Source organism: Amycolatopsis ponsaeliensis (assembly GCF_030182635.1).
GTDB lineage: Bacteria > Actinomycetota > Actinomycetes > Mycobacteriales > Pseudonocardiaceae > Amycolatopsis > Amycolatopsis ponsaeliensis.
Window position 1 is genome coordinate 62,880 of sequence record NZ_JAPZLD010000032.1, and the last position, 24,306, is coordinate 87,185.

Genomic DNA, 24,306 nt, shown 5'->3' on the forward strand with positions numbered 1-24,306 from the left:
CAGCCAGTGCCCGAATGGGACGGTCGTGGCCTGCCGCCCGTCGCGCGGGCTCGCGTCGAGCGCTATGCCTCGTCCGGGCTGAAGACGTCGCTGCTCACCGTGCCCGGCGCCGTCGGGGCCGAAGCGGCCGGTTTCACCGCCGTCGGCGAGGTCATGGGCTGCGTCGTGCAGCAGGTCGGCTGGACCGGGCCGGCCGCGTGGGCCGGCGACCAGGTCAAGCTGCTCTCGGGCATGCTGCGCCAGGGTTACGCGACCGCGCTCGACCGGCTCGGGCAGGAAGCCACCGCCCTCGGCGCCGACGGCGTCCTCGGCATCACGGTCACCATCACCGCGCTCGACGACGTGATGCAGGAGTTCACCGCGCTCGGCACGGCCGTCCGCGCCGAGGGCGACCAGCGCCCGCGGCGCCTGTTCACCACCGACCTGCCCGGCCAGGACGTCGGCAAGCTGATGCAGGCCGGCTGGGTGCCGGTGCGGATGGCGGTCGGCGTCGCCGGGCGCGCCGAGTTCGACTACAACATGCAGTACCAGGTCAACCCGCTGGCCGGGAACACCGAAGTCGACGCGCCGACGAAGGTCGTCACCGAGGTCCGCGGCGCGGCGCGGGCGGAGTTCGCCCGCGCGATCCGCGACTGCGGCGCCGACGGCGGCATCGTCTCGGGCATGACGCTGCGGACGTGGCCGGTGCAGGAGGTCGCGGTGGCCGGCATCGCCACCGTGACCGGCACCGCGATCGCCCGCTTCCACGAAGGCCGCGCCGCCCCGACCAGCGCGCTCAAGATCCTGCCGTTGAACCGTTCCTGAGGAGGCCTCGTGACCACCGCGGATCCCGCCGCGCAGCACATCCCCGAGGATGCGATGCGCCGGCTCGCTGAGATGCGGCCGGGCCAGAAGACCAGCCTGTTCACGTCCGACCTGAGCGTCAACGAGTTCCTCCTCGTGCGCGAAGCCGGGTTCCGGCCGCTCGGGCTCGTGCTCGGCTCGAGCATCTACCACGTCGGGTTCCAGATGGGACGGTGGAGCAAGAACCAGGAGATGGACCGGCTTTCGCAGGCGATGTACCACGCCCGCGAGCTCGCGATGTCCCGGATGGAGGCGGAGGCGGACGTCCTCGGCGCCGACGGGATCGTCGCGGTCCGCCTGGAGATCGAGTTCAAGGAGTTCGGCAGCGACCTGGCCGAGTTCATCGCCGTCGGCACCGCGGTGAAGGCCGACGAACCCGGCGAATGGCGCAACAACACCGGGAAGCCGTTCACCTCGGACCTGTCCGGGCAGGACTTCTGGACGCTGGTGCAGGCCGGCTACGCGCCGCTGGGCATGGTGATGGGCACGTGCGTCTACCACATCGCGCACCAGCGGTTCCGGCAGATGATGGGCAACATCGGCCAGAACGTCGAGATCCCGCAGTACACCGAGGCGCTGTACGACGCCCGCGAGCTCGCGATGTCCCGGATGCAGACGGAAGCCGAGCAGCTGGAGGCGGAGGGCATCGTCGGCGTGCAGCTGCTGTCGCTGCCGCACCGCTGGGGCGGGCACACGACGGAGTTCTTCGCGATCGGGACGGCCGTGAAGCCGTTGCGGGAGGACCACCACATCGCCAAGCCGCAGCTCGTGCTGCCCCTGACCGACTGATGAGCGGCGAGCTGGACTTCCACCTGCTGGTGGCGGCCCTGCGCACGGACCGCGCGGACGTCGAGTCCTACCACCGGGTCCTGTCCGACACGCTGGGCAGCGCATTGCCGCCGGGCATGGTCGAGATCGACCGGCGGCGCACGTTCGCCGACCGCGTCGCGGGCCGCGACGGCCAGGCGGTCGAGGTGCGGGTCCGGACGCCGGACCGGGTTCTGGTGCTGAGCACGGGAAAACACGGCGGGGTCGCGGCGGAGATCCACCAGGTGGTCCGGGGCGTGGTGATCAGCCGGAAGGAAGCCGCGGTCGACGAGTGGCTTGCGGCGCTGGCGCAGGAGTTGACCACGTTGGCGTCGAAGGACGCGAAAGCACGGGATGCGTTGTCGCGGCTGCTGGGTGGTTGAGAAGTCCTTGGTGGGCAAGGGAAGTGCATCGGGGGCCGGAGGAAGCGCCCCCGATGCACAGACTAGTCGGCAGGTACGACATTCTCGGGCGGGCTAGCCGACCGTCACCCGCAGGATCTTGTTGTGGCTGTTGTGCGGCGTGCTGTCCTTGTCGCCGTCCACGCTGGTCGCCAGCCACATCTGGCCGTCCGGGGCCGGCTCCACCGTGCGGAGCCTGCCGTACGTCCCGTTGAAGAACGTCTGGAAGTTCGTCAGCGAGCTGCCGCTGATCACCGCGCGGTACAGCCGCGTGCCGCGCTGGCAGGCCACGTACAGCGCGTCGTGGATGATCGTGATGCCGCTGCACGACCCCTGCGCCACCGGGTACGTCTTCTTCGGCGCGATGAACCCGGCGGTGCCGCACGAACCCGACGTCCCCTCGCACGACGGCCAGCCGTAGTTGCCGCCCTTCACGATCAGGTTCGTCTCGTCCATGACGCTGTTGCCGAACTCCTGCTCCCACAGCCGGCCCTGCGAGTCGAACGCCAGCCCCTGGACGTTGCGGTGCCCGTAGCTCCACACCGCGTTGTGGAACGGGTTGTCCGCCGGGATCGAGCCGTCCGGGTTGATGCGCAGCACCTTTCCGTTGGGGCTGCTGGTGTTAGACGCGTTGTCGCCGTTCTGCGCGTCACCCGTGCCGGCGAACAGGTACCGGCCGTCCGGGCTGAACCGCAGCCGGCCGCCGTTGTGGAACTTGTTGCGCGCGATGCCGGTCAGCAGGAGCTGTTCGGTGCTCGTGGTCAGCGAGTCGGCGGCCGGGTCGTACTTGATCCGGACGATCCGGTTGTCGTTCGGCGACGTGTGCATGATGTAGAGCCAGTGGTCGGCGGCGAACGAAGCCGGGTTGATCTCCAGCCCGGTCAGGCCGCCTTCGCCGTCGGTGCTCTGGACGTTCGGCACGGTGCCGATCGTCTTCTTCGCCCCGGTCTTGGGGTTCAGGTGGACGATCGAGTGCGCGTCGCGCTGGTTGTAGAGGATCGTGCCGTCCGGCAGGGTGACCAGGCCCCACACGACGTCGTCGTCGGTCCCGACCTGCGTGGCACCGCAGACGCCCTGCGACGGTGTGCAGGTCGACCCGCCGGTGGTGGTGACGTCCAGGACCGGAGTGCTCGGCTCGCTCAGGTTGCCGTTCCCGTCGACCGCGCGCACCTGCAGGTGGTAGGCGGTGTTCGGGGTCAGGCCGCCGAGGGTGGTGCTCGCCGTGTCGGAGGTGCCGATCTGCGTGCCGCCGTCGAAGATCCGGTAGCCGGTGACGCCGTTTTCGTCGGTCGAAGCGGTCCACGCCAGGCCGATCGACGTGCTGTTGACCGCGGTGGTGTGCACGTTCGCCGGTGCCGACGGCGGCGTGTGGTCGTCGGACGGCGGCGTCTTCACGGACAGGGTGCCGCTGGCCTGCGAGACGTTCCCGGCCGCGTCACGTGCGTTGACGTAGAAGCCGTACGTGCCGTTCGGGCCGAGGTTGCCGCAGGTCGCGGTGAGGGCGCCGGTCGTGCTGGCGCAGAGCTGACCGTCGCGGTAGACGTCATAGCCCACGACGCCTTCGTTGTCGGTGGCCGCGGTCCACGAGATGGTCGCGCTGGTGGGCGTGACGCTGTCCAGCGTCGGCGTACCGGGCGGCGACGGCGGCACGACGTCCCCGGTCGAGCCGTAGACGCCGAACTCCTGCAGCGAGTAGCCCTTCGACGCGTCGGTGCGGCAGCGTTTCGTGCCGTACATCCGCACGTAGCGGCCAGTGCCGTCGAGGGAGGTCAGGTCTTCGACGCCGCCCTTTCCCGTGGTGGTCGCGTAGATCCGCGTCCACGTGACGTGGTCGGCGGAGGTGTCGATCTCGTAGGCCGTGGCGCACGAGGCGTCCCACTGCAGCCGCACGCGGCTGACGTGCGCCGCCGTGCCGAGGTCGACGTAGATCCACTGTGGATCGACGCCGGCCGCGCTGGCCCAGCGGGTCGCCGAGTCACCGTCGACGGCGGCCGGCGCCGGGCAGCACCCGCCCGCCGACGACGCCGTCACCGGTTTCCCCTGGGAGAGCAGGGTATCGGCGGCTTGCACCGGCCCGGCCTGCACCGGCCCCGCCGCGGTCAGTGTCGCGGCGACGATCGCGGCCGCGACCATCCCCGCCCGGATCCGTCTGGTCATCCCGTCCTCCTGCGCAGTCGGCGCGGAGGCGCGAACCCGCCTCCGCGGTGGCCCCGGTCTGCTCGCGCGCGTCCGGGCCCGTCGGCGAACGACCCGTCGGCACAGGCAGAGGCGGATGCCTGACGACGACGGTGGGGTTCTCGGGGACCGGACCGACCTGGGGCCAGGGCGATCTCGGGGAGACCCTACGAGGGGATCGTCCGGGCGGTCAACGCCCTTGTCCCGCTCAGCGGAGACCGTTGCGGGGCAATGGTTTCAGCCGACCACCCGGCCCAGGAACCCGCGGACGTAACCGGCGATGGCGTCCAAGTGCGTTTCGAGCGCGAAATGCCCCGAGTCGAGCAGGTGGATCTCGGCGTCGGGCAGGTCGCGGGCGTAGGCGCGGGCGCCGTCGGCGATGAAGATCGCGTCGTTGCCGCCCCAGACGGCCAGCAGCGGGACCTGGCTGGTCCGGAAGTACTCGTGGAACTTCGGGTACAGGCCGATGTTGTGGTGGTAGTCGGCGAGCAGCGCCATCTGGATTTCGGCGCCGCCGGGCCGGTCGAGCAGGGCCTGGTCGTGGATCCAGACGTCCGGGCTGACCAGCGCCGGGTCGGGCACGCCGTCGAGGTACTGCGCCTTGGTGGCTTCGAGGCTGACCATGCCGCGCAGGTCGTCTTCGGTCAGCGTGCCGGCGGCGAGCCGCTGGGGCAGCCCGGCGCCCAGGCCGTCGACGTAGGCGTTGCCGTTCTGCGTGACGATCGCGGTGACCCGCTCCGGGTTCCCGGCCGCGATGCGCAGGCCGACCGGGGCGCCGAAGTCCTGGATGTAGAGCGCGAAGCGGTCCTGGCCGATCTCGTCGAGCAGGCCGAGGGTGAGTTCGGCGAGGGCGTCGAAGGTGTAGGTGAACTCGCCGGCCGAAGGTGCGTCGGAGGCGCCCGCACCCAGGTAGTCGGGCGCGACGACGTGGTAGCGGTCGGCCAGCGCCGGGATGAGGTGGCGGTACATGTGCGAGCTCGTCGGAAACCCGTGGAGCAGCACGATCGTGGGTGCGTCGGCGGGCCCGGCCTCCCGGTAGAACAGCCGGCGCCCGGCAACGGTGGCAGAGCGGTGATACACGGCGACCATGGGTTTCTCCTCACGTCTCATGGATACTTTCTTATTTATCCATGAGATGACGTAGACTGTCAACGGGCCGGGACAATGAGGGGCGAACTTCGGGAGGCGAACGTGGTCACTGCGGCACCCGGCGAGGAGCGCTCCTCCGCGCTCGCGCTGGTCAACACCCGCCGGCTCGGCACCGGCGGCGAGGTCGACGACCTGGCCGATCCCCACGCGGCCGCCCAGTGGCTGCAGCTGCCCGCCACCGCCCTTGGCGCGGACGCCCTTAGTCGCGTCACGGACCTCCGCGCGGCGGTCCGCGAACTGCTGGCCGCGCTGGCGGAGGACCGTTCACCGGCCGCGGCCGCGGTGGAGACGGTGAACGCGGCCGCTCGCTCCGACGCCGCCGCGCCGCAGCTCACGTGGCCGGGCGGACCACGCCGGGAGTGGCACAGCACCAGCCCGGGCAGCGTGGAGGAGGCCCTGGCAGCCCTGGCCCGCGACGCGATCGACGTGGTCGCCGGCGACCTCGGCCCGCTGGTGCGCCCATGCGAGGCTCATGGTTGCGTGCGGTTCTTCTTCCGCGAGCACGCTCGCCGCCGCTGGTGCTCGACCACCTGCGGCGACCGGGTTCGTGCGGCCCGGCACCAGCGGTTGGTGGTCGAGCAACGGGAGTCGCCTCAGCGGGGAGCTTGAGGTTGGCTCACGCGGGTTTCGCCGGGCTTGGCCGCATTCGCGAGCCGGTTTGTCGGCGCGGGAGCCCTTGGCCCGGGCTCGCTGCGCGACACCGCCTGCGCTCTGGCGCCGCCGGTAACCGCGCCACAGTCGCCGATGGTTGCCCGCGCCCGGCCGCCCCGCGCCTGCCCTGCGCACTCGGCAACTGCCCTGAGCGCCACGGCTACCGGCAACCTCATCGCGACTGCCCCGCACCTGCGTGACCTCTACCCACGCGCCGAGTGCCCTGAGCGCCGCCGCTGCCGACACCTCGCCGCAGCTGCCACTACGCCGCCCACGCCCGGTCGCACTGCCCGCACTCTTGCTGGGAGAGCCACCACGATAGGTCTGCCCACGCCGCAGCCGGTCAGCCAGCTGCCCGTCGCACCACCGCCCCTTCCGCCACCACGCACCGGCACCTCCGTTGCCTCACTCTGCGGCGAACACCGCCGATCGGCTCACTTCGGCCCACTCCTCCACTTCCGCCCCGCGTGCGCGATCCGAGCGCTGTACCGCTTCGACCGCGTCCGCGCCGAGCAGGAGGCGTAGGGGTGGCGTGTCCAGCCGGACCACGTCGGCGAGGATGCGGGCTCCTCGGGCTGGGTCGCCTGCCTGTTTGCCGTCCGTTGCGTCGCGGAGGCGGTGCATTTCGCCCACCGAGGCGTCGTACTCCGGGCGGACCTGGGCGCGCTCCATCGAGGCGCCCTGCCAGTCCGTGCGGAACGCTCCCGGCTCGACGATCGTGACCTTCACGCCGAACGGCTTCACCTCCGCGTTCAGCACCTCGGAGAACCCCTCCACCGCGAACTTCGCCGCCTGGTACGCACCCAGCCCCGGCGATCCGCCGACCCGGCCGCCGACCGACGAGAACTGCAGGAAGTGCCCCGAACCCTGCTCGCGGAACACCGGCAGAGCCGCGCGCGTGACGTTGACGACGCCGAAGAAGTTGGCCTCGACCTGGGCCCGGAAGTCGTCCTCCGTCATGTCCTCGATCGGGGCGCTGTTCGCGTAACCGGCGTTGTTGGCCACGACGTCGAGCCTGCCGAACTCGCGGACCGCGAAGGCCACTGCCTCTCGCGCGGCCGCGGGGTCCGTCACGTCCAGCGCGAACACCCGGACGTTGTCACCGTGCTCGGCCACCAGATCCTTCAGCCGCTCCGGCCGGCGCGCGGTGGCGACCACCCTGTCACCGTCTTCGAGCGCGACCCGGGCCAGCTCCCGCCCGAACCCGCGGGAACTGCCGGTGATCAGCCAAGTCCTGCTCATGATGCTTCCTCTTCGGTCGTCCGATCCGGTTACCAACCGGTTGGTTACTTCCAGGAAACACTCGTCGGGCGAGTTTGTCAACTAACCGGTTAGTTGTTAGAGTCGCCGGTATGAGAGATGCGGCGGACACGAAGCGGCGACTGCTCGCCGCCGCCACGGAGGAGTTCGCGGAACGGGGCATCGCCGGTGCCCGCGTGGACCGGATCGCGGACGCCGCCGGCTGCAACAAGGCGATGCTCTACAAGTACTTCACCAACAAGGACAGCCTGTTTGACACGGTCTTCGGCGAGTCGGTCGGCAAGTTCGTCCTTGAGGTCCCGGTCGACACCGACGACCTGCCGGGCTACGCCGGAAAGCTCTTCGACCGGTACGAAGAGCAGCCGGAGACGCTGCGGCTGGCGGTCTGGCACCGACTGGAGCGGCCCGACGGCAAGTGGGTCACCGAGATCGTGCTGGCCAACGAAGTCCGGCTGAACGACCTGCAGCGAGCGCAGAACGAAGGGAGGCTGCCGAAGCACTACACACCCATGGAGCTGCTGGTGCTGATCCAGTCGATCTCGACGGCGTGGGCGACGACCAATTCGGAGCTCGGCGTGCACACCACCCTCTCCCGCGAGCAACGGCGAGGGCTCGTGGTGGACGCGGTGCGGCGGCTGATCGCGGACGACTGACGAGCGGTACGCGGACACGGCGGCAATCACCGGGCGCGGGTCGACGGCCGCTGGCCCGAGCGGGCGAGCCTGGGCCCGGCAAGCTGAGTGCAGCCGACCCGAGCGCGGCGAATTGGGCGCAGCGGCAAAACACTGGGTGCGGACCGACGGCTGCGGCCTCGCGCGGTGAGAGCGAGGCGCGGCAAGCGAGCCGGACACCGCGACTTGGGCGGAGCCGGCCCGGAGACAGCAGCGAGCCGCGGAGGACAGACGTCGTTGCGTGGCCGGCCAGAAGGCCAGCTCGCCGAAGCCGACGGTGAAGCGGGCGAGCCGAGACGCCACCAGCGCTCCCGGCCCACCACCGAAGCTCCGCTAATCCACCAGGGCGCCGCAGCTGATGTTGACCGTTGAGGCCGTCATCGTGCGGGCTCGGTCCGATGCCACGAAGGCCGCCACCGCTCCCACGTCCGCCAAAGTTGCCGCTCGGCCGAGCATCGTCTTGCCTGCGATGTTCTCCTCGATCTCCTCGCGGGCTTCGAACTCCGCCGGGAGGGTCTCCGGGATTCCGCCCGTCCGGAGCGTCACCGTCCGGACTCCGCGCGGGCCCAGCTCCGCGGCCAGCTGGCGGCGCATCGCCTCGAGCGCGTGGAACGCCACCTGCAGCCCGCCCACCGCGAACTCGCGCATCGGCTCGCCCGCGCCGCCGAAGAACAGAATCGCGCCCGAGCCCTGCTTCACCATGTGGCGGGCCGCCGCCCGAGCCGTCAGGAACTGGGTTCGGACCGCCGTCAGGACCGGGCGCTCGTAGTCGGCCAAAGTCATGTCGATCAGCGGGGTGCCCTGGACGTCGCCGTGGGCGATCAGGTTGAACGAGATGTCCAGGCCGCCCTGGGCCGCCACCGCGTCGGCGTGGTCGTCGACCGCACGCGCGTCCAGCGCGTCCACCTCCGCCACCTCGGCCGATCCGCCCGCCGCGCGGATGCGCGACGCGACCTCCTCCAGCCGGGACCGGGTGCGGCCCGCGAGGAACACCCGGGCCCCTTCCTCCGCGAAAGCGCAGGCCACAGCCGTGCCGATGCGGCCTCCGCCGCCGTAGACGATCGCGTTCTTGCCGGCGAGCAACGTCATGGATCCCTCCGATGTCCGGGTACCTTTCACCGGTGCGTCGAACGGCACCGCCCGGAATCGACATCAGGGCCGGGGCACGCCCATCGGGTTCGGGACCGGGATCACGCCCGCGTCGATCACCGCCCGGCTCAGCGGCACAGCCAGCTCGAGCAGCCGCGCCAGGCCGGCCGGGCCGAGCGCCTCCACCGGGGCCGCCGCCAGGCGGTCCGTGTCCTCCTCGATCCGGCGCCGGATCTCCGTACCGGCGGGAGTCAGCAGGCCGGACGAATCCAGCAGGCCGCGGGCCTCCAAGCGAGAGACCGCACCAGTCCAGTCCGCGTCGGACCAGCCCCGGTGCGGCTGGACGTCGCCGCGGGCGATCACGCCGTCGCCGATGTGGGTCAACGTCGTCTCCAGGCCCGTCAACCCCGCGTGGACCGCCGCCAGGACGTGGCCGTCGCCGCGGTGCTCGCGCAGCACCGTCGCCGCCAGCCACAGGCGGGCGAGCACTCCCGATGGGCGCGGCACCGCGGACCACGCCGCCGCCAACGGGCGCCCGTCGAACTGACACGCGGAAGCGGCCCGCTCCAGCAGCGACGCCAGTTCGTCGTGACCCGAAGGCCCCAGAACCCGGGAAAGCGCGGCTTCGACGGCGGAAAGCCGGGAATCCAGCACGTCAGAGGGCGCGGCGAACGACCACGCGTCCGGCAACGCCCGCGCGACCATCGCCGGGGCGAAGCCGAACAGCATCGACGTCACCGCCGACGGGCCGACCGGGCCCAGCGGCGCGAGGCGGCCCGCGAAATACCCCATCCAGTACCCGCGCAGGCCCACCTCTTTCGCCGCCGCGGCCGTCTCCGGCGCGAAGTAGACGACCGCGTGCAGGGGCTCCACGGCCGCCCACAACCGCCGGGCCGGTGATGCGTTCATGCCGCCATTCTCACCCCCAGGCGACCGGCAGCTCCCGCACCCCGTACACCAGCGTGTTGTGCTTGTACGCCAACGACTCCCGCGGCACCGCCAGCCGCAGGTCCGGTACCCGGCGGAACAGCCGCGTCAACGCCTCCTGCAGCTCGACGCGGGCCAGCTGCTGGCCGATGCACTGGTGCGCCCCGAAACCGAACGCGACGTGCGTGCGCGGCGACTCCCGGTGGAAGTCGAGCTTGTCGCCGCCGGGGAACAGCTCTTCGTCGCGGTTGGCCGAGTTCAGCGCCGCCACCAGCCACTCCCCCGCCTTCACCGACCGGGAACCGACCTGCGCGTCCGCGGTCGCGTAGCGCAGCACGCCGAACTGGACGACCGACAGGTACCGCAGCAGCTCCTCGACCGCCCGCTCCGGCGCGGAAAGCACGACGTCGCGCTGCGCCGGGTGCTCCAGCAAAACCAGCGTGCTGAGCGCGATCATGTTCGCTGTCGTCTCGTGGCCGGCCACCAGGAGGCTCAGCCCGAGCACGACCAGCTCCTCCATCGTCAGCGAGTCACCGGAGGCGGCACCGCGGGAAATCAGCCTGCTGAACAGGTCGTCCCGCGGATTCCGCTGCTTGTCGGTGAACAGTTCCGCCAGGAAGCCGGACAGCTCGTCGTACGCCTGCTTGCCTTCCTCGGGCGTGGCGTCGGTGCTGACCAGGAACCCGCTCTGCCGCTGGAACCGCGAACGGTCGGCGTACGGGACGCCCAGCAGCTCGCAGATCACCAGCGACGGGATCGGCAACGCGAAGTCCCGCACCAGATCGGCCTCGCCCGGACGCGCGAGCATCGTGTCCAGGTGGCTCTCCACCAGCTCCTGGACGTAGCCGCGCATCGCCTCCACGCGCCGCACGGTGAACTCCGCGATCACCATCTTCCGGATGCGGGAGTGGTCGGCGCCGTCGAGCTGGATGATCGAACCCGGGCTGACGTCGATGTCGAGGTCGGCGTTCGGGTGGACGTGCACCGAGGACGCGCCGCGCGAGCTCATCGTGCGGTCGGCGAGCACCGCGCGGACGTCGCTGTACCGCGTCACCAGCCAGGCCTCCATGCCGGCCGGGCAGCGCACCTGCGACGTCGGCGCGGTTTCCCGCAGCGCGGCGTAGTTTTCGGGCGGGTCGTACGGGCATCCGGCCGGTCGTGCCGTGGGGAGGGCCGGGGTTTCGGATGTCGCCGTCACGGCGGATCACACCTCTCTGCCGGTGGTCGGGTCACTTTCCACCATGGAGAGAACCGGTGCCGTCGTGGGACGTTCGACCCACTTCCGACCCGGATGGCCTAGTTTTCCACCGGGGAGGGCTCGGAGGGATCTGCCGTGTTCTCAGCGGGCTGTTCCCCGGGCCGGAGCCGGTGTCCGGGATCGCGGATCAGCTCGCCGGTCTTCCGGTGGATGTAGCAGACGCGCAGATAGGTGATTTTCGAGCCGGGCAGGACAACGCGGTGCCAGGTGTCGCCGATGACCTTCTTCTCGAATTCCGCGCCCCCGCCCAGCGGCTTTCCCTGGTAGGTCAAGGACTCGCCCTCGAGCACGAGCTCCCGTTCGGCCATCGGTCCCGACGGGGTGTAGGACCGCAGATATCCGAAGAACGACGACCCGTCGTCGAGAATCACGTGCAACCAAGGCCGGGTCCCGCTCGGGCGATCGAGCCGCAGCGCTTCCATCCAGGCCGACCACTGCCGCACGGAGGCGCGCTCGTGGCCGTACCGGCCGAGAACGAGGTCGAAGGCGACCGCGAGCCCGCAGGCCAGAGCCAGTTCGACGGCGACAGTGATGACGATGAGGGTGAGGTGCTGCCGCGCGTACGCGTCCCCCGCCGAAAGCCAGGCTTCGGCGTCGAGGAAGAGCTTCCCTCCACTGACTGCCTGCAACGCGGTCAGGACGAGCACCGACGCCATCGTGAAGATCAGGCTGCCCAAGGCCACTCGCGCGGCTTCCCGGAAAGCCGTCTCGGCACGACGTGCCCGATGGCGTTCACGGCGCAGTTCGAAGACGATGCCGGGCGCGACCAAGGTCAGGAAGGCGGCCAGCGCGCCCATCGTCTGGGGAATCATCGCAGCTCAGCTGGTCGGCCCGCTCCGCCGCGGTGGTGGGCCGTCCTCCGAGTCGATCTCGGGACGCATCTCCTGGTAGGTGGGACCCGAACAGTCTTTATGAACGGGGTGGTCGATGTGCGCCTTGCCATCGTCGTCGGTCCACGGAACCACCGGACTCGCGGAATCGACGTCCTCCTCGATCGCTTTCATGGGATCGAGTTCGTCGACTCCGGAACCGGAAGTGTTCATCATTCATCCCCTCGCGATGGCCGTTTCACGATACCGCGCAGGGGAGGACGTGGCCACGGTGAACAAGTCTAGCGGGCCCCGTAAGCGCCGCCGTTCACGTGCACGACCTGTCCCGTGACGTGCCCGGCTCCCGGCGATGCCAGGAACTGCACGGTTTCCGCGACTTCTTCCGGCGCGCCGGCCCGCTTGTTGAGTGCCACCGAGATCCGGGAGCTGAGCCATTCTTCGGTGAGCGTGCCGTGGAAGAACTCCGTGTCGAGGATGACGCCCGGGGCGACGACGTTGGCCGAGCCGGTGGCGCCGAGCTGCCGCGCGAGGTCGGTGTTCCACGCTTCGATCGCCGCTTTCGCCGCGCCGTAGGAGCCGGAGCCCTGCTTCGCCGCGACAGAGCCGAGAGTCACAACCCGCACGTTGTCCGCGAAACGCGGCTTCAAAGCAGTCGTCACGAGAACGGCGGAGACGACGTTCGCGTCGAAGTTCGCCCGCCACGCGTCCGCCACTCCGGCGAGGTCCGTGGGCGCTTCCCGGACGCGATCGGTGTTGCCGCCCGCGTTGTTGACCAGGACGTCGACCCGCGAAGGCAGCTCGGCCAGCGCCGCCTGCACCGCCGCCGGGTCGCTCGCGTCGAACGACACCGCCCGCGCGCCGATCCGTTCCGCGGCCGCCTCGAGCACGTCCTTGCGGCGGCCGGTGACGGTGACCCGCTCGCCCGCCGCCGCGAACCGGGCGGCGATCGCCAGCCCGATGCCCGTGCCGCCTCCGGTGACCACGACTTCCCGCTGTTCGCTCATGGCGTCATCTTCGCCGACGGAAGCACCGCCGCGAGAGGCTTTTCCCGCCGATCGGGACACGAAACCCGATTTGTTAGGAAACTTTACGAACAGGTCTTGACGGCGAGCCGCCGTCCGGCGAACCTGAACGCACGCCGCACGTCATCGTCCGCCCCACCCCCTTCCGGAGGCAGCATGACCCGGCGCGCGCTCGTGCTCGTCGTGACCCTGTTCCTCGCTCTGACCTCGGCGCTCATCGGCGCGAGCACGGCGAGCGCGGCCACCACGCAACCGACCTTCCTCACCTTCTACGGCTGGTGGGACAACACCCCGCCCGGCGGCGACATCTCCTACCCGCAGATCCACGACACCGCGGGCGGCAAAGGCAGCTACGCCGACCCGATCACCTTCGCCACCAGCAGCGACGAACTCAAGCCCGGCACCAAGGTCTGGGTGCCGCGAGTGAAGAAGTACTTCATCATGGAGGACGGCTGCGACGAGTGTTCCGACGACTGGAACAGCCAAGGCCCGAACGGCGGCCCGGGCCTGCGCCACATCGACCTCTGGCTCGGCGGCAAGGGCGGCAGCGCCTTCGACGCGATCGACTGCGAAGACGCCCTCACGCACTACAACGCCGACAACACGCCGGTCATGGAACCGGTGGTCGTCGACCCGCCCTCGGACGAGCCCTACGACGCGACGCCGATCTTCAACACCGGCACCGGCGAATGCTGGGGCGGTGCGCAACCGAACACGACGGTCGGCCAGTACCGCAACAACTCCACCGGCACCTGCCTCGAAGCGCCGAGCAGCGGCACCACGCTGAAAGTCGCCGCCTGCACCGGAAGTGACGCCCAGCGCTTCACCTTCCACGGCGCGTTCCTCGTGATCAACGACAAGTGCGCGGGCATCTCGGGCAGCTCGATCGTGCTGCAGACCTGCACCGGCGGCCCGGCCCAGCAGTGGTCGATCAACCCCGACGGCACCATTTCCGACATCCAGACGAGCAAGAAGTGCTTCCGCGCTTCAGGCACGACACTCACCGCGGGCAGCTGCTCCGGCACCCAGGCCCGCTGGACGTTCACCGCGGCCGGCACCCCTTCGAGCCTCAGCGTGACGCCGTCGGCGGTGTCGGTCGCGCCGGGTGGCACGGCGACGGCCACCGTCACCTCCACGGACGCCGTCACGCTGTCCGCGAGCGGCGCTCCCGCGGGCGTCACCGTGTCCTTCTCCCCGGCGTCGGTGCCGGCCGGCGGAACCTCGGCCGTCACGGTCGCCGCCGCCGCGACCGCGAACCCGGGTTCGGCGACGATCACCCTCACCGGCGGGACGAAGACCGCTTCGCTGGGCGTCACGGTCACCGGCAGCGGCGGCACCGAAACGCTGCTCTCCCAAGGAAAGACCGCGACGGCTTCGTCGACGGAGTCGTCGTCCTACCCGGCGGGCGCGGCCTTCGACGGCAACCTGACCAGCACGCGCTGGGCGTCGAAGGAAGGCTCCGCGAGCGAATGGCTGCGCGTCGACCTCGGCGCCACCAAGCAGGTGTCGCACGTCAAGCTGAGCTGGGAAGCCGCGTACGGGAAGGCGTACAGCATCCAGACCTCGGCCGACGGCACGACCTGGACGACGATCTACAGCACCACGACCGGCAACGGCGCCACCGACGACCTCACCGGCCTGGCCGGCAGCGGCCGCTACGTGCGGATGAACGGCGTCACGCGCGGGACGTCGTACGGCTACTCGCTGTACGAGATGCAGGTGTACGGCACGGCCTGAGTTGCCGGATCGGCAACACGATTTGCCTTTTCGGTGACGTCCTCCGCATGCTGGGGACGTCACCGAGGAGGAGCCATGTCCCATACGCACGACCAGCCGATGACCGTCGAGAACATGCTCAAGCAGGAGTTCTGGGAGACGCTCTACCAGCGCGACGACCACCAGATCTGGAGCGGGAACGTCAACCGCAACCTCAGCTCCGAGGTCACCGGGCTGAAACCCGGGCGCGCGCTCGACCTCGGCTGCGGCGAGGGCGGTGACGCGATCTGGCTCGCGCAGCAGGGCTGGACGGTCGACGGTGCCGACATCTCGACCCTCGCCCTCGCCCGCGCGGAAGCCGCCGGAAAGGAGCGGGGCGTGGACGTCCGGTGGCTGCACCGCGACATCCTCGACTGGCGGCCCGAAGAGACCTACGACCTCATCTCGGCGCAGTACATGCACCTGCCGCCGGACCTGCGGCGCAAGGTCTTCACGGCGGCCGCGGCGGCCGTCCGGCCCGGCGGGTCGCTGCTGGTCGTCGGGCACTCGCCGAAGGCCATGCGCGAGTTCGAGGGCCAGAAGCCGCCGGAGGAGCTGTTCTTCGAGCCGGAGGAGATCACGAACTTCCTCGGCGACGCCTGGGAGTGGATCGTCGAGACCTGCGAGACGCGCGGAGAGGGTCACCACACCGACGCCGTCTACCGCGCGAAGCGGCTGTAACTGGAAACGGGGGCCTCCTCACGCGCCCTCGACGCGTGTGAAGAGGCCCCCGCGGGACTTGATTATCAGGCGAGCTCGAGGCCGTAGGCCTGCAGCTCCAGGGTGAGCGGGTAGAAGTAGCTGGTCACCGTGTCGCCGCCGGACAGCGTGCCCAGGCCCTTCGAACCGTCGTAGGCCGGGCCACCGGAGTCACCGTGGTCGGTGTGCGCGGTGGTGCCGAACTCGTGGTTCAGGACGCCGACGTCGAAGTTGACCGACTCGTCGACCGAGGTGACCTCGCCGCTGCCGCCACCGGTGGTCGAGCCCTGCTTCTCCATCTGCTCGCCGACCGTCGGCTCCGCGGCGCTGGTGATCGCCTGGCCGGTGTTGATCGCACCGGGGCCGGTGCCGTTCGGGCGGGTCAGCAGACCGGAGTCGGCGTCGGGGCAGTCGCTCTCGACGACCTGCGCGCCGGAGACGTCGCCGCCGGCCCAGGTGCCACCGAGGTTGGTGCAGTGGCCCGCGGTGAGCAGGAAGGGCTCCCCGCCGCGCGTCACGTTGAAGCCGAGCGAGCAGCGGCCCTGGTCGTTCTGGATCGCGTCACCGTCGGCGATGTGCAGCTCGAGCTTGCCGGTGCGGTGCTCGACCCGGACGCTGTCGCCGTACTTCGCGGCGGCCGCGGTGACCTTGCCGGCGGTCTCCTTGCTGGCCGCGTCATACACCTTCACCACGACCTGGTTGGTCTTGGTGTCGATGCCCCACGCGGTCTGCGGGACGTTCTTCACGGCGTCGAGCTGGTTCTTGACACCGGTGAGGGCGGCGAAGGTGTGCTTGACCTTCTTCGCGGTGAGGCCGGCGGCCTGCACCTTCTGCACGGACGCGTCGTCGGTGACGTTGACGACGGCCTTGCCGTTTTCCAGGTAGATGCCGCCGGACGTCGCACCCAGGGTGCTCGCCACCTGCGTGGCGTTGCTGACGGCGTTGGCCTGCATCTCGGAGAAGGCCAGCGGGGACGCAGTGGCGGCCGAAGCGCACACGCCGCTCGTGAGGGCGGCGGCCGACAAGACGGCGAAGGTCTTGAGGGCGGTTTTCCGGGGAGTCATCAACTTCCTCCAGGTTGCCGGTTCGAAGCCTGCGTCGGTCACTTTCGTTGCCGAGCAACCAACGCACCACCGACTAAGGTTGGTTAATAACCAGCAGATCCGGACATACCTCTCAAGTCAGACCCGTGACGCCACCTCGCTCGGCGTAACACTCACCCCTTCGGCCAGCGAACGTGATCCTCGTAGCCCGGGTTCTTCCGCAGATATCCGGCGATGAAGGGGCAGACCGGCACGATCGTCCGGCCGTGCGCGACGACGTCGTCGAGCGCACCGGCCGCCAGGACCTTGCCCAGCCCCTGCCCCGCGAACGCGTCGTCGATCTCGGTGTGGGTGAACACCGTCAGGTCGCCGCGAAGGTCGTAGTACGCGGACCCCGCCAGCTTGTCCCCCACCCAGACCTCGTAGCGGTCTTCGCCGGGGTTGTCGGCCACTCGGGTTTCGTCGGTCATCAGCTCTCCCTCGATTGGGCCGGCCGGGGGACGCGTCCGGCCCGTTCGTGTGCATCCGGGCTGCTTCTCTTGGCGGCCCCGGCTTCGTTTGGTTGCCTCACGGGGTGCCTCAGCAGCCGTTCGTCCTCCCCGAGTTCTACATGCCCTACCCGGCGCGGGTGAACCCGCACCTCGAGCGGGCCCGCACGCACAGCAAGGCGTGGGCGTACGGGATGGACATGGTCGACGTCCCCCAGCACGGCACCGTGATCTGGGACGAGCACGACCTCGACTCCCACGACTACGCACTGCTCTGCGCCTACACCCACCCCGACGCCGGCGCAGACGAGCTCGACCTCATCACCGACTGGTACGTCTGGGTTTTCTACTTCGACGACCACTTCCTCGAGCTGTACAAGCGCACCGGCGACATCGACAGCGCGCGCACCTACCTCGACCGGCTCGACCTGTTCATGCCCGCCGAAGGCGAGATCACCGCGGCTCCGGAGAACCCCGTCGAGCGCGGCCTGACCGACCTGTGGAACCGGACGATCCCGCACCGCTCGGCCGGCTGGCGGCAGCGGTTCATCGAGAGCACGAAGGCATTGCTCGAAGAGTCGCTGTGGGAACTGGCCAACATCAACGAAGGCCGCCTGTCCAACCCCATCGAGTACGTCGAGATGCGGCGGAAGGTCGGCGGCGCGCCGTGGTCGGCGAACCTCGTCGAGCACTCGGTGCACGCCGAGGTGCCGGACGGGATCGCCGCGTCGCGGCCGATGGAGGTCCTGCGCGACTGCTTCGCCGACGGCGTCCACCTGCGCAACGACCTGTTCTCCTACCAGCGGGAGGTGCAGGACGAGGGTGAGCTGTCCAACGGCGTGCTCGTGTTCGAGAAGTTCCTCGGGCTCACCACGCAGGAGGCGGCCGACGCCGTCAACGACCTCATCACGTCCCGGCTGCACCAGTTCGAGCACACCGCGCTCACCGAGGTGCCGGCGCTGTTCGACGAGCACGCCGTCGACCCGGCCGCCCGCGCGGCGACGTTCGCCTACGTCAAGGGCCTGCAGGACTGGCAGTCCGGCGGGCACGAGTGGCACCTGCGGTCCAGCCGGTACATGAACGAAGGAGCGCTGGACAGCCGCGGCGGCCCGGAACTGGGCGGTGCGACCGGCCTCGGGACGTCCGCGGCGCGCATCTTCGGCTCGGTGCTCGCGACGGCGCCGCAGCGGCTGCGGTCCTACTCGACCACGCCGTTCCGGACGGTTTCCCCGCCGCGGCCGTCGATCGCGCTGCCGTTCCCGCTGCGGTTGAGCCCGCACCTGGACGCGTGCCGCCGCCGGAACGTCGACTGGGCGAAGCGGACGGGCCTGCTCGACGGCGTGGTGTGGGACGAGCGGCGGCTGCGCGCGGCCGACCTGGCGCTGTGCGCGGCGGGCATCGACCCGGACGCGACGGCGGACGGCCTCGACGTCACCAGCGACTGGCTGACCTGGGGCACCTACGCCGACGACTACTACCCGATGATGTTCGGCGCGACGCGCGACCTCGCGGGAGCGAAGGCGTGCAACCTGCGCCTGTCGGCGATCATGGCGGGTTCGGCCACGCCGTCGACGCAGCTGGAAGTGGCGCTCGCCGACGTCTGGGCGCGGACGACGGCGGACATGCCGCCGGAGAACCGGCTCACGGTGCGGCGCGCGGTCGACAAGATGACGTCGAGCTGGCACTGGGAGCTGGTGAACCAGGCCCAGAACCGCATCCCGGACCCGATCGACTACGTCGAGATGCGGCGCCGGACGTTCGGCTCGGACCTGACGATGAGCCTGTCGCGGTTCGGGCACGGCCGCGCGGTGCCGCCCTCGCTGTACCGGACGCGGCCGATCCAGGCGATCGAGCACTCGGCGACCGACTACGCGTGCTTCGTCAACGACCTCTACTCGTACCGCAAGGAGATCCAGTACGAGGGCGAGCTGCACAACGCGGTGCTCGTGGTGCGCAACTTCCTCGACTGCCCCGAGGAGCGCGCGTTCGAGGTGGTGACCGACCTGATGGCGGCCCGCCTGGCGGAGTTCACCCACGCGGCGACCGTCGAGCTGCCCGCGCTGTTCCGCGACTACGCCGTGGCCCCGGACGTGCAGGAGATGCTGCTGGGGTACGTCGAGGAGTTCCGGAACTGGATGGCGGGGATCGTGAACTGGCACGAGAACGTCGGGCGGTACACGGAGGCGGAGCTGAAGTACCACCCGATGGCGGCGAGTGCGTTCGGCGGGCCGACGGGGATCGGGACCTCGTCGCTGCGGATCTCGTCCCTGCTGCCCGCCGGTCGCTGAGGTGCCGGGATCCCCGACACCGAAGCAGTGCGAGATCGCCCGGTTGCTCCGCGCGGCCGGTATGCCGGACGCGGCGGAGCAGGCTCTCCGCACGGATTTCCGCGCGCGGTGGCGCCGAGGTCACCGGCGCCTCCGCGTCCGGCTCGCGGCTTTCCGGGCCCGGCGGGCCCGAGCGGCCGGTCGCTGAAGGGCGTTGTTCGCGCCACTCCGAGGGGCGATCGTTTCGCGCGAGGGCGATACTCGACAGCGTGAGCGGCTTCAACCTGCGTTTCCTCGGCCATTCGACCGTCCGGCTCGAACTCGGTGGCCGGGTCGTGCTGACCGATCCCGTGCTCACCGCGCGTGTCGGGGGCTTGACCCGCGTCGTGCCGGTACCCGCGCGGGAGGCCTACGAAGACGTCGACCTCGTCCTCCTCTCGCACCTGCACGGCGACCACCTGCACCTGCCCTCGCTCAAGCTGCTGGGCAAGCGCACCCGGATCGTCGTCCCGCGTGGGGCCGGGGCCTGGCTCGCCAAGAAGGGCTTCGAGCAGGTCGAAGAGATCGCGCCTGGCGAAACCCTGAACGAGGGTGCGCTGGAAGTGACCGCCACGAAAGCCGTCCACTCCGGACACCGCTGGGGCCCGCGGCTCACCCACGGCCCGCAGAGCCCCGCGATCGGGCACCTGATCCGCACTGGAGACACGAAGATCTACAACGCCGGCGACACCGACCTCTTCGACGGCATGGCGGACTTCGGCCCGGTCGACGTCGCCCTGCTGCCCGTCTGGGGCTGGGGGCCGAACCTCGGGCCGGGTCACCTCGACCCGGCCCGCGCCGCGAAAGCCGCCGAAATCACGCAGGCCCGCGCCGCCGTGCCCGTCCACTGGGGCACCCTCGCCGTCCCCGGCCTGAAACGCACCGCCCGGATGCGGCGGCTGCTCGCCGATCCGCCGCGGGTGTTCGCCGCCGAAGTGAAAGCCACCGGCGGAGCCACCGAAGTCCTGTTCACCGAGCCCGGCGCCGACGTCGTCCTCCCGACCGCGACGGACCGCGCGTGAACTGGACCGACCCGGCCGCCATCGGGTACCCGGCCCTGTTCGGCGGCGTGCTGCTCGGCTCGGTCATCCCGATCGTGCCCACCGGCGCGGTGGTCGGCGCCGCGGCCGCCGTCGCGACCACCACCGACCACCTGTCCCTGCCGCTGGTCATCGTCATCGCCACGCTGGGTGCCTATATCGGCGACGTCGTGACGTTCGGGATCCCGCGCCTCGGCAGCGAAGCCGCGTTCCGCTGGATCAGCCGCCGCCAGCCCGCCGAACGCCTGGAGAAGGCCCGTGACCAGTTCGCGCGCCGCGGCTGGCAGCTCGTCGTGATCGGCAGGCTCGTCCCGGCCGGCCGAATCCCGGTGCTCCTGGCCGCCGCCGCGCTGAGCTACCCGTGGCGGCGCCTGCTGCCCGCGGCGCTCGTCGCCTGCGTGCTCTGGGCGAGCGCGTACAGCTTGCTCGGCATCGTCAGCGGAGGCATCTTCGACTCGCCGATCATCGCGACGGTCCTGGCGACGGTGCTGGTCCTGCTGGTCACCGTGCTGGCGAACCTGGTCGCCCGGTGGCGGCGCAAAATCAAGGAGCGAGTGTGACGACATCCGCGCCGAAGGGCCGTCTCCTGCGCGGCGGCCGGGCCGTCGCCCGCATCCTGCTGGTGTGGGCCGCGGTGACCGGAGCGCTGCGCCTGCTCGACGTCCTCCTGCCCGGCTTCCGGATGACGCACTGGTGGCAGCCGACGGTCTGCGCACTGCTGCTCGGCCTGCTCGCCGGCGTCGGGTGGCCGCTGGTCATGCGGATCGCCTACCCGCTGGCGTTCTTCACCTTCGGCCTCTTCGGGTTCCTGCTCCTCGGCGCGGGGACGCTCGCGGTGTTCCGCACCGTGCCCGGCGTCGAGCTGGTCGGGTTCCGGACGGCGGTGATCGTCACCGTCGCCATGGCCGGGGTCGGCGCGCTCATCTCGGCCGGGCTGGCCATCGACGAGGACGAGATCTTCTTCCGCCGCGCCAACCGCCGCCGCCGTCGCCACGCCGCCGCGCCCGGCGACGCCGGCCAGCCCCCCGGTGTGGTCTTCCTGCAGATCGACGGCCTCGGGTTCGACACCGTCCGCCGCGCGATCCGCGACGGCGACATGCCGACGTTCGCCGCGTGGCTCTCCGAAGGCAGCCACACGCTGACGCCGTGGCACACCGACTGGAGCTCGCAGACCGGCGCGAGCGTGTGCGGCATCCTGCACGGCTCCAACCACGACATCCTCGGCTTCCGCTGGTACGAAAAGGACCGCGACCACGTGATGGCGTGCGCGCACCCGACCGACGCGGCCGAGATCGAGCGGCGGCACTCCGACGGGCACGGCCTCCTCTCGGGCGACGGCGCGAGCCGCGGCAACCTCTTCTCCGGCGACGCCGACCACGTCAGCCTCACCATGAGCTCGATCCCGGTGCTGGTGCCGAAGACCCTGCGCCACCGCCGCCGCGACCGGCTCGGCGCGGGCTACTACGCGTACTTCGCGAACCCGATCAACGCGCTGCGGACGTTCGTCGTCGCGCTCGCCGACGTCTTCCGCGAGATCAACGCCTCGGTGCGCCAGCGCCGCGCCGGCGTCGTACCGCGGGTCCCGCGCGGCGGCTGGTACCCCCTCGCCCGGCCGGGCACGACGGTGATCGCGCGCGACGTCGTCGTGTCGGCGATCCTCGGCGACATGCTGGCCGGGCGGCCGGTGGTGTACGCGGACTTCCTCGGCTACGACGAGGTCGCGCACCACTCCGGCATCGAGCGGTTCGACACGCTGTCGGTGCTGCGCTCGATCGACCAGCAGATCGCGCGGCTGCACCGGGCGAGCCGGCTGGCGCCGCGCCGCTACCACGTCGTCGCGCTGTCGGACCACGGCCAGACCCAGGGGCAGGCGTTCTCCGAGCGGTTCGGCGAGACGATCGAGGCCTACGTCGGGCGGCTGTGCGGCGGTTCGCCGTCGGCGGCTTCGGGGAAGCGGCGGCAGGCCGAGAGCTGGCAGATCAACGCGGCGCTGGCGGAGGCGACGAAGAGCGGCGGCCTGATCGCGCGCCGGCTGCGCGCCCGGGTGGAGGACGCGGAGTGCGCCGACGACCGGCCGCGCACGACGTCCGGCTCGCCGGGCGCGGTGACCCGCGTGGCGCCGGGTGTGGTGGCCGTCGTGTCCGGGCATGTGGCGATGGTGTCGTTCACCGAGCACGAGGGCCGCGTCGAGCTGGAGACGATCGAGCGCGAGTTCCCCGACCTGCTGCCGTCGCTGGTCGATCACCCCGGGGTCGGGTTCCTGCTGGTGCGCAGCCGCGAGTTCGGCCCGGTGGTCCTGGGCCGCGACGGCCTGCACCGGCTGGCGACGGGCGTCGTCATCGGCGAGGACCCGCTGCTGCCGTACGGCCCGCACGCGGCGGACCTGATCCGCCGGGTGGACACGTTCCCGCACTGCGCGGACGTGATGATCAACAGCCGCTACGACCCGGACTCCGACCAGGCGTCGCCGTTCGAGACGCACGTGGGCTCGCACGGCGGGCTCGGCGGGCCGCAGCAGCGGGGGTTCGTGGTGCACCCGCGGGAGCTGCCGCCGCTCGGCGAGGTCGTCGGGGCGGAGGCACTGCACCGGGTGTTCCGGGGGTGGCTGACGGAGCTGGGGCATCCCACGCCCGCTCCGGTGGAGACCGCGGTTTCGGAGGTTGTTTCATGAGTCTGACGGTGTACGGCGCTTCCTGGTGCCCGGATGTCAAGCGCAGCCGGGCTTTGCTCGACCGCGAGGGCGTCGAATATTCCTATGTGGACGTCGAGGCGGACGCGGAGGCCGAGCGCCGGGTCCGCGAGCTGCAGGACGGCGCGCGCAAGATTCCGACGATCGTGTGGGACGACGGCTCGTTCCTGGTCGAGCCGTCCGACGACGAGCTGAGCGGACGGCTGTGAAGCTGTTGCGGGAACTGCCGCTGGGGACGCGGGTCGTCGTCCGGTACCGGATCGAGGGCGGGTTCACCGACGCGCTCGGGAACCTCGTCGCCCGCGACGAAACCACGTGCACGGTGGACACCCGGCGCGGTCCGGTGGTCGTCGGCTTCGCCGCGGTCACCCTGGCCAAGCCGGTGCCCCCGCCGCCGGTGCGGAAATCGGGTGGCGAGCCGCCGGCCGCTTTGTGACCATCGGGGGCATGTTCGACGAACTGGTCGCCGAAGCCGCCGCGGTGTCCGTCGACGGCTGGGACTTCTCCTGGCTCGACGGCCGCGCCACCGAGGCCCGTCCCTCGTGGGGATACCAGCGTTTGCTGGGCGAACGCCTCTCTGGGGTCGAGGCGGGACTCGACCTGGAGACGGGCGGCGGCGAGGTCGTCGACGGCTGCCCGTCCCTGCCGCCTTTGATGGCGGCGACCGAGTCGTGGCCACCGAACGTCGCGCGCGCTTCGGCACGGTTGCGTTCGCGCGGGGTGGTCGTCGTGGCCACCGAGGGAATCCCCTTCGGCGACGACGTGTTCGACCTCGTCTCCAGCCGCCACCCGGTGACGACGGACTGGGCCGGGATCGCCCGGGTGCTGCGTCCGGGCGGCGCGTACTTCTCCCAGCAGGTCGGGCCGGCGAGCGTGTTCGAGCTGGTCGAGTTCTTCCTCGGCCCGCAGCCTGAGTCAGCGCGGAACAGCCGCCACCCGGACCACGCCGTCGCCGCGGCCACGGCCGCCGGGCTCGAGGTCGTCGACCTGCGCGCGGAGTCGTTGCGCACCGAGTTCTCCGACATCGGCGCGGTGGTCTACTTCCTGCGCAAGGTGATCTGGATGGTTCCGGGGTTCACGGTCGAGCAGTACCGGCCGCGGCTGGAGGAGTTGCACGAGAAGATCGAGCGGGACGGCCCGTTCGTCGCCCACACGACGCGGTTCCTCATCGAGGCCCGGAAGCCTTGAGGAACGGGGACGTTC

General features: G+C 70.8%; 25 protein-coding genes. 14 read left to right on the forward strand and 11 right to left on the reverse strand.

Annotated elements, in window-relative coordinates; translation table 11 throughout:
- Positions 1 to 6: 6 nt before the first annotated feature.
- Genes QQ657_RS36995 through QQ657_RS37005 form a run of 3 tightly spaced genes read left to right on the forward strand, consistent with a single transcriptional unit; the run spans position 7 to position 2,033 of the window.
- Complete coding sequence (locus QQ657_RS36995; protein ID WP_284746977.1) at positions 7 to 804, forward strand: heavy metal-binding domain-containing protein; 798 nt, start codon at positions 7 to 9, stop codon at positions 802 to 804.
- A 9-nt stretch (positions 805 to 813) separates the two neighbouring features.
- The gene (locus QQ657_RS37000) at positions 814 to 1,632 is read left to right on the forward strand and encodes a heavy metal-binding domain-containing protein (protein WP_284746978.1); all 819 of its coding nucleotides are present in this window, start codon (positions 814 to 816) and stop codon (positions 1,630 to 1,632) included.
- Positions 1,632 to 2,033 carry a hypothetical protein gene (locus QQ657_RS37005; protein ID WP_284746979.1) on the forward strand — a complete coding sequence of 134 codons (402 nt, stop codon included), beginning with the start codon at positions 1,632 to 1,634 and terminating at the stop codon, positions 2,031 to 2,033. Before QQ657_RS37000 ends, QQ657_RS37005 begins: the two co-directional genes overlap by 1 nt.
- A gap of 93 nt (positions 2,034 to 2,126) precedes the next feature.
- On the opposite strand, the gene QQ657_RS37010 is transcribed toward QQ657_RS37005, so the two are convergent.
- A complete protein-coding gene (locus QQ657_RS37010; RefSeq protein WP_284746980.1) occupies positions 2,127 to 4,208 on the reverse strand; it encodes a PQQ-dependent sugar dehydrogenase in 2,082 nt (693 codons plus the stop codon).
- Between the two features lie 255 nt (positions 4,209 to 4,463).
- Positions 4,464 to 5,315 (reverse strand): alpha/beta fold hydrolase, encoded by an 852-nt coding sequence (locus QQ657_RS37015; protein WP_284746981.1) that lies wholly within the window; start codon positions 5,313 to 5,315, stop codon positions 4,464 to 4,466.
- 102 nt (positions 5,316 to 5,417) lie between these two features.
- On the opposite strand from QQ657_RS37015, the gene QQ657_RS37020 reads away from it, so the two are divergent.
- Positions 5,418 to 5,984, forward strand: a complete 567-nt coding sequence (locus QQ657_RS37020; protein WP_284746982.1) for a CGNR zinc finger domain-containing protein — start codon at positions 5,418 to 5,420, stop codon at positions 5,982 to 5,984.
- Positions 5,985 to 6,431: 447 nt separating this feature from the next.
- Here the strand turns inward: QQ657_RS37020 and QQ657_RS37025 are convergent, their stop codons facing one another.
- Complete coding sequence (locus tag QQ657_RS37025; RefSeq protein ID WP_284746983.1) at positions 6,432 to 7,268, reverse strand: oxidoreductase; 837 nt, start codon at positions 7,266 to 7,268, stop codon at positions 6,432 to 6,434.
- A gap of 110 nt (positions 7,269 to 7,378) precedes the next feature.
- On the opposite strand from QQ657_RS37025, the gene QQ657_RS37030 reads away from it, so the two are divergent.
- The gene (locus QQ657_RS37030) at positions 7,379 to 7,939 is read left to right on the forward strand and encodes a TetR/AcrR family transcriptional regulator (protein ID WP_284746984.1); all 561 of its coding nucleotides are present in this window, start codon (positions 7,379 to 7,381) and stop codon (positions 7,937 to 7,939) included.
- A gap of 351 nt (positions 7,940 to 8,290) precedes the next feature.
- On the opposite strand, the gene QQ657_RS37035 is transcribed toward QQ657_RS37030, so the two are convergent.
- The 6 genes from QQ657_RS37035 to QQ657_RS37060 all read right to left on the reverse strand — a co-directional run bounded on the left by QQ657_RS37035 (position 8,291) and on the right by QQ657_RS37060 (position 13,065).
- On the reverse strand, positions 8,291 to 9,046 hold the full coding sequence (locus QQ657_RS37035; protein WP_284746985.1) for an SDR family NAD(P)-dependent oxidoreductase: 756 nt from the start codon (positions 9,044 to 9,046) through the stop codon (positions 8,291 to 8,293).
- A 63-nt stretch (positions 9,047 to 9,109) separates the two neighbouring features.
- Positions 9,110 to 9,955 carry an SCO6745 family protein gene (locus tag QQ657_RS37040; RefSeq protein WP_284746986.1) on the reverse strand — a complete coding sequence of 282 codons (846 nt, stop codon included), beginning with the start codon at positions 9,953 to 9,955 and terminating at the stop codon, positions 9,110 to 9,112.
- Positions 9,956 to 9,965: 10 nt separating this feature from the next.
- Positions 9,966 to 11,171 carry a cytochrome P450 gene (locus QQ657_RS37045; protein WP_284746987.1) on the reverse strand — a complete coding sequence of 402 codons (1,206 nt, stop codon included), beginning with the start codon at positions 11,169 to 11,171 and terminating at the stop codon, positions 9,966 to 9,968.
- A 98-nt stretch (positions 11,172 to 11,269) separates the two neighbouring features.
- A complete protein-coding gene (locus tag QQ657_RS37050) occupies positions 11,270 to 12,043 on the reverse strand; it encodes a DUF6338 family protein (RefSeq protein ID WP_284746988.1) in 774 nt (257 codons plus the stop codon).
- Between the two features lie 6 nt (positions 12,044 to 12,049).
- Entirely contained in the window at positions 12,050 to 12,277 is a 228-nt protein-coding gene (locus tag QQ657_RS37055; protein WP_284746989.1) for a hypothetical protein, read from the reverse strand.
- 65 nt (positions 12,278 to 12,342) lie between these two features.
- Positions 12,343 to 13,065 (reverse strand): SDR family oxidoreductase, encoded by a 723-nt coding sequence (locus tag QQ657_RS37060; protein ID WP_284746990.1) that lies wholly within the window; start codon positions 13,063 to 13,065, stop codon positions 12,343 to 12,345.
- A gap of 174 nt (positions 13,066 to 13,239) precedes the next feature.
- Here QQ657_RS37060 and QQ657_RS37065 point away from each other — a divergent pair, with 174 nt between their 5' ends.
- Together QQ657_RS37065 and QQ657_RS37070 are read left to right on the forward strand one after the other, a co-directional pair.
- The gene (locus QQ657_RS37065; RefSeq protein WP_284746991.1) at positions 13,240 to 14,820 is read left to right on the forward strand and encodes a discoidin domain-containing protein; all 1,581 of its coding nucleotides are present in this window, start codon (positions 13,240 to 13,242) and stop codon (positions 14,818 to 14,820) included.
- 75 nt (positions 14,821 to 14,895) lie between these two features.
- Positions 14,896 to 15,519 carry an SAM-dependent methyltransferase gene (locus tag QQ657_RS37070; RefSeq protein WP_284746992.1) on the forward strand — a complete coding sequence of 208 codons (624 nt, stop codon included), beginning with the start codon at positions 14,896 to 14,898 and terminating at the stop codon, positions 15,517 to 15,519.
- Between the two features lie 65 nt (positions 15,520 to 15,584).
- On the opposite strand, the gene QQ657_RS37075 is transcribed toward QQ657_RS37070, so the two are convergent.
- Both QQ657_RS37075 and QQ657_RS37080 read right to left on the reverse strand, forming a co-directional pair.
- Positions 15,585 to 16,601, reverse strand: a complete 1,017-nt coding sequence (locus tag QQ657_RS37075; protein WP_284746993.1) for a S1 family peptidase — start codon at positions 16,599 to 16,601, stop codon at positions 15,585 to 15,587.
- Positions 16,602 to 16,753: 152 nt separating this feature from the next.
- The gene (locus QQ657_RS37080; RefSeq protein WP_284746994.1) at positions 16,754 to 17,050 is read right to left on the reverse strand and encodes a GNAT family N-acetyltransferase; all 297 of its coding nucleotides are present in this window, start codon (positions 17,048 to 17,050) and stop codon (positions 16,754 to 16,756) included.
- A gap of 140 nt (positions 17,051 to 17,190) precedes the next feature.
- Here QQ657_RS37080 and QQ657_RS37085 point away from each other — a divergent pair, with 140 nt between their 5' ends.
- The 7 genes from QQ657_RS37085 to QQ657_RS37115 all read left to right on the forward strand — a co-directional run bounded on the left by QQ657_RS37085 (position 17,191) and on the right by QQ657_RS37115 (position 24,291).
- Positions 17,191 to 19,356 (forward strand): terpene synthase family protein, encoded by a 2,166-nt coding sequence (locus tag QQ657_RS37085; protein WP_284747045.1) that lies wholly within the window; start codon positions 17,191 to 17,193, stop codon positions 19,354 to 19,356.
- Between the two features lie 248 nt (positions 19,357 to 19,604).
- Positions 19,605 to 20,396 carry an MBL fold metallo-hydrolase gene (locus QQ657_RS37090; protein ID WP_284746995.1) on the forward strand — a complete coding sequence of 264 codons (792 nt, stop codon included), beginning with the start codon at positions 19,605 to 19,607 and terminating at the stop codon, positions 20,394 to 20,396.
- Positions 20,393 to 20,974, forward strand: coding sequence for a DedA family protein (locus QQ657_RS37095; protein ID WP_284746996.1), 582 nt, complete (start codon positions 20,393 to 20,395; stop codon positions 20,972 to 20,974). Before QQ657_RS37090 ends, QQ657_RS37095 begins: the two co-directional genes overlap by 4 nt.
- Positions 20,971 to 23,085, forward strand: coding sequence for a phage holin family protein (locus QQ657_RS37100; protein WP_284746997.1), 2,115 nt, complete (start codon positions 20,971 to 20,973; stop codon positions 23,083 to 23,085). The genes QQ657_RS37095 and QQ657_RS37100 overlap by 4 nt, the downstream gene beginning before the upstream one ends.
- Positions 23,082 to 23,312: a glutaredoxin domain-containing protein gene (locus tag QQ657_RS37105; RefSeq protein ID WP_284746998.1), complete on the forward strand. Its 231-nt coding sequence runs from the start codon at positions 23,082 to 23,084 to the stop codon at positions 23,310 to 23,312. Before QQ657_RS37100 ends, QQ657_RS37105 begins: the two co-directional genes overlap by 4 nt.
- Positions 23,309 to 23,539: a putative acetyltransferase gene (locus tag QQ657_RS37110; protein ID WP_284746999.1), complete on the forward strand. Its 231-nt coding sequence runs from the start codon at positions 23,309 to 23,311 to the stop codon at positions 23,537 to 23,539. The genes QQ657_RS37105 and QQ657_RS37110 overlap by 4 nt, the downstream gene beginning before the upstream one ends.
- Before the next feature lie 11 nt (positions 23,540 to 23,550).
- Positions 23,551 to 24,291, forward strand: a complete 741-nt coding sequence (locus QQ657_RS37115; protein ID WP_284747000.1) for a methyltransferase domain-containing protein — start codon at positions 23,551 to 23,553, stop codon at positions 24,289 to 24,291.
- The last annotated feature ends 15 nt before the right edge of the window (positions 24,292 to 24,306 follow it).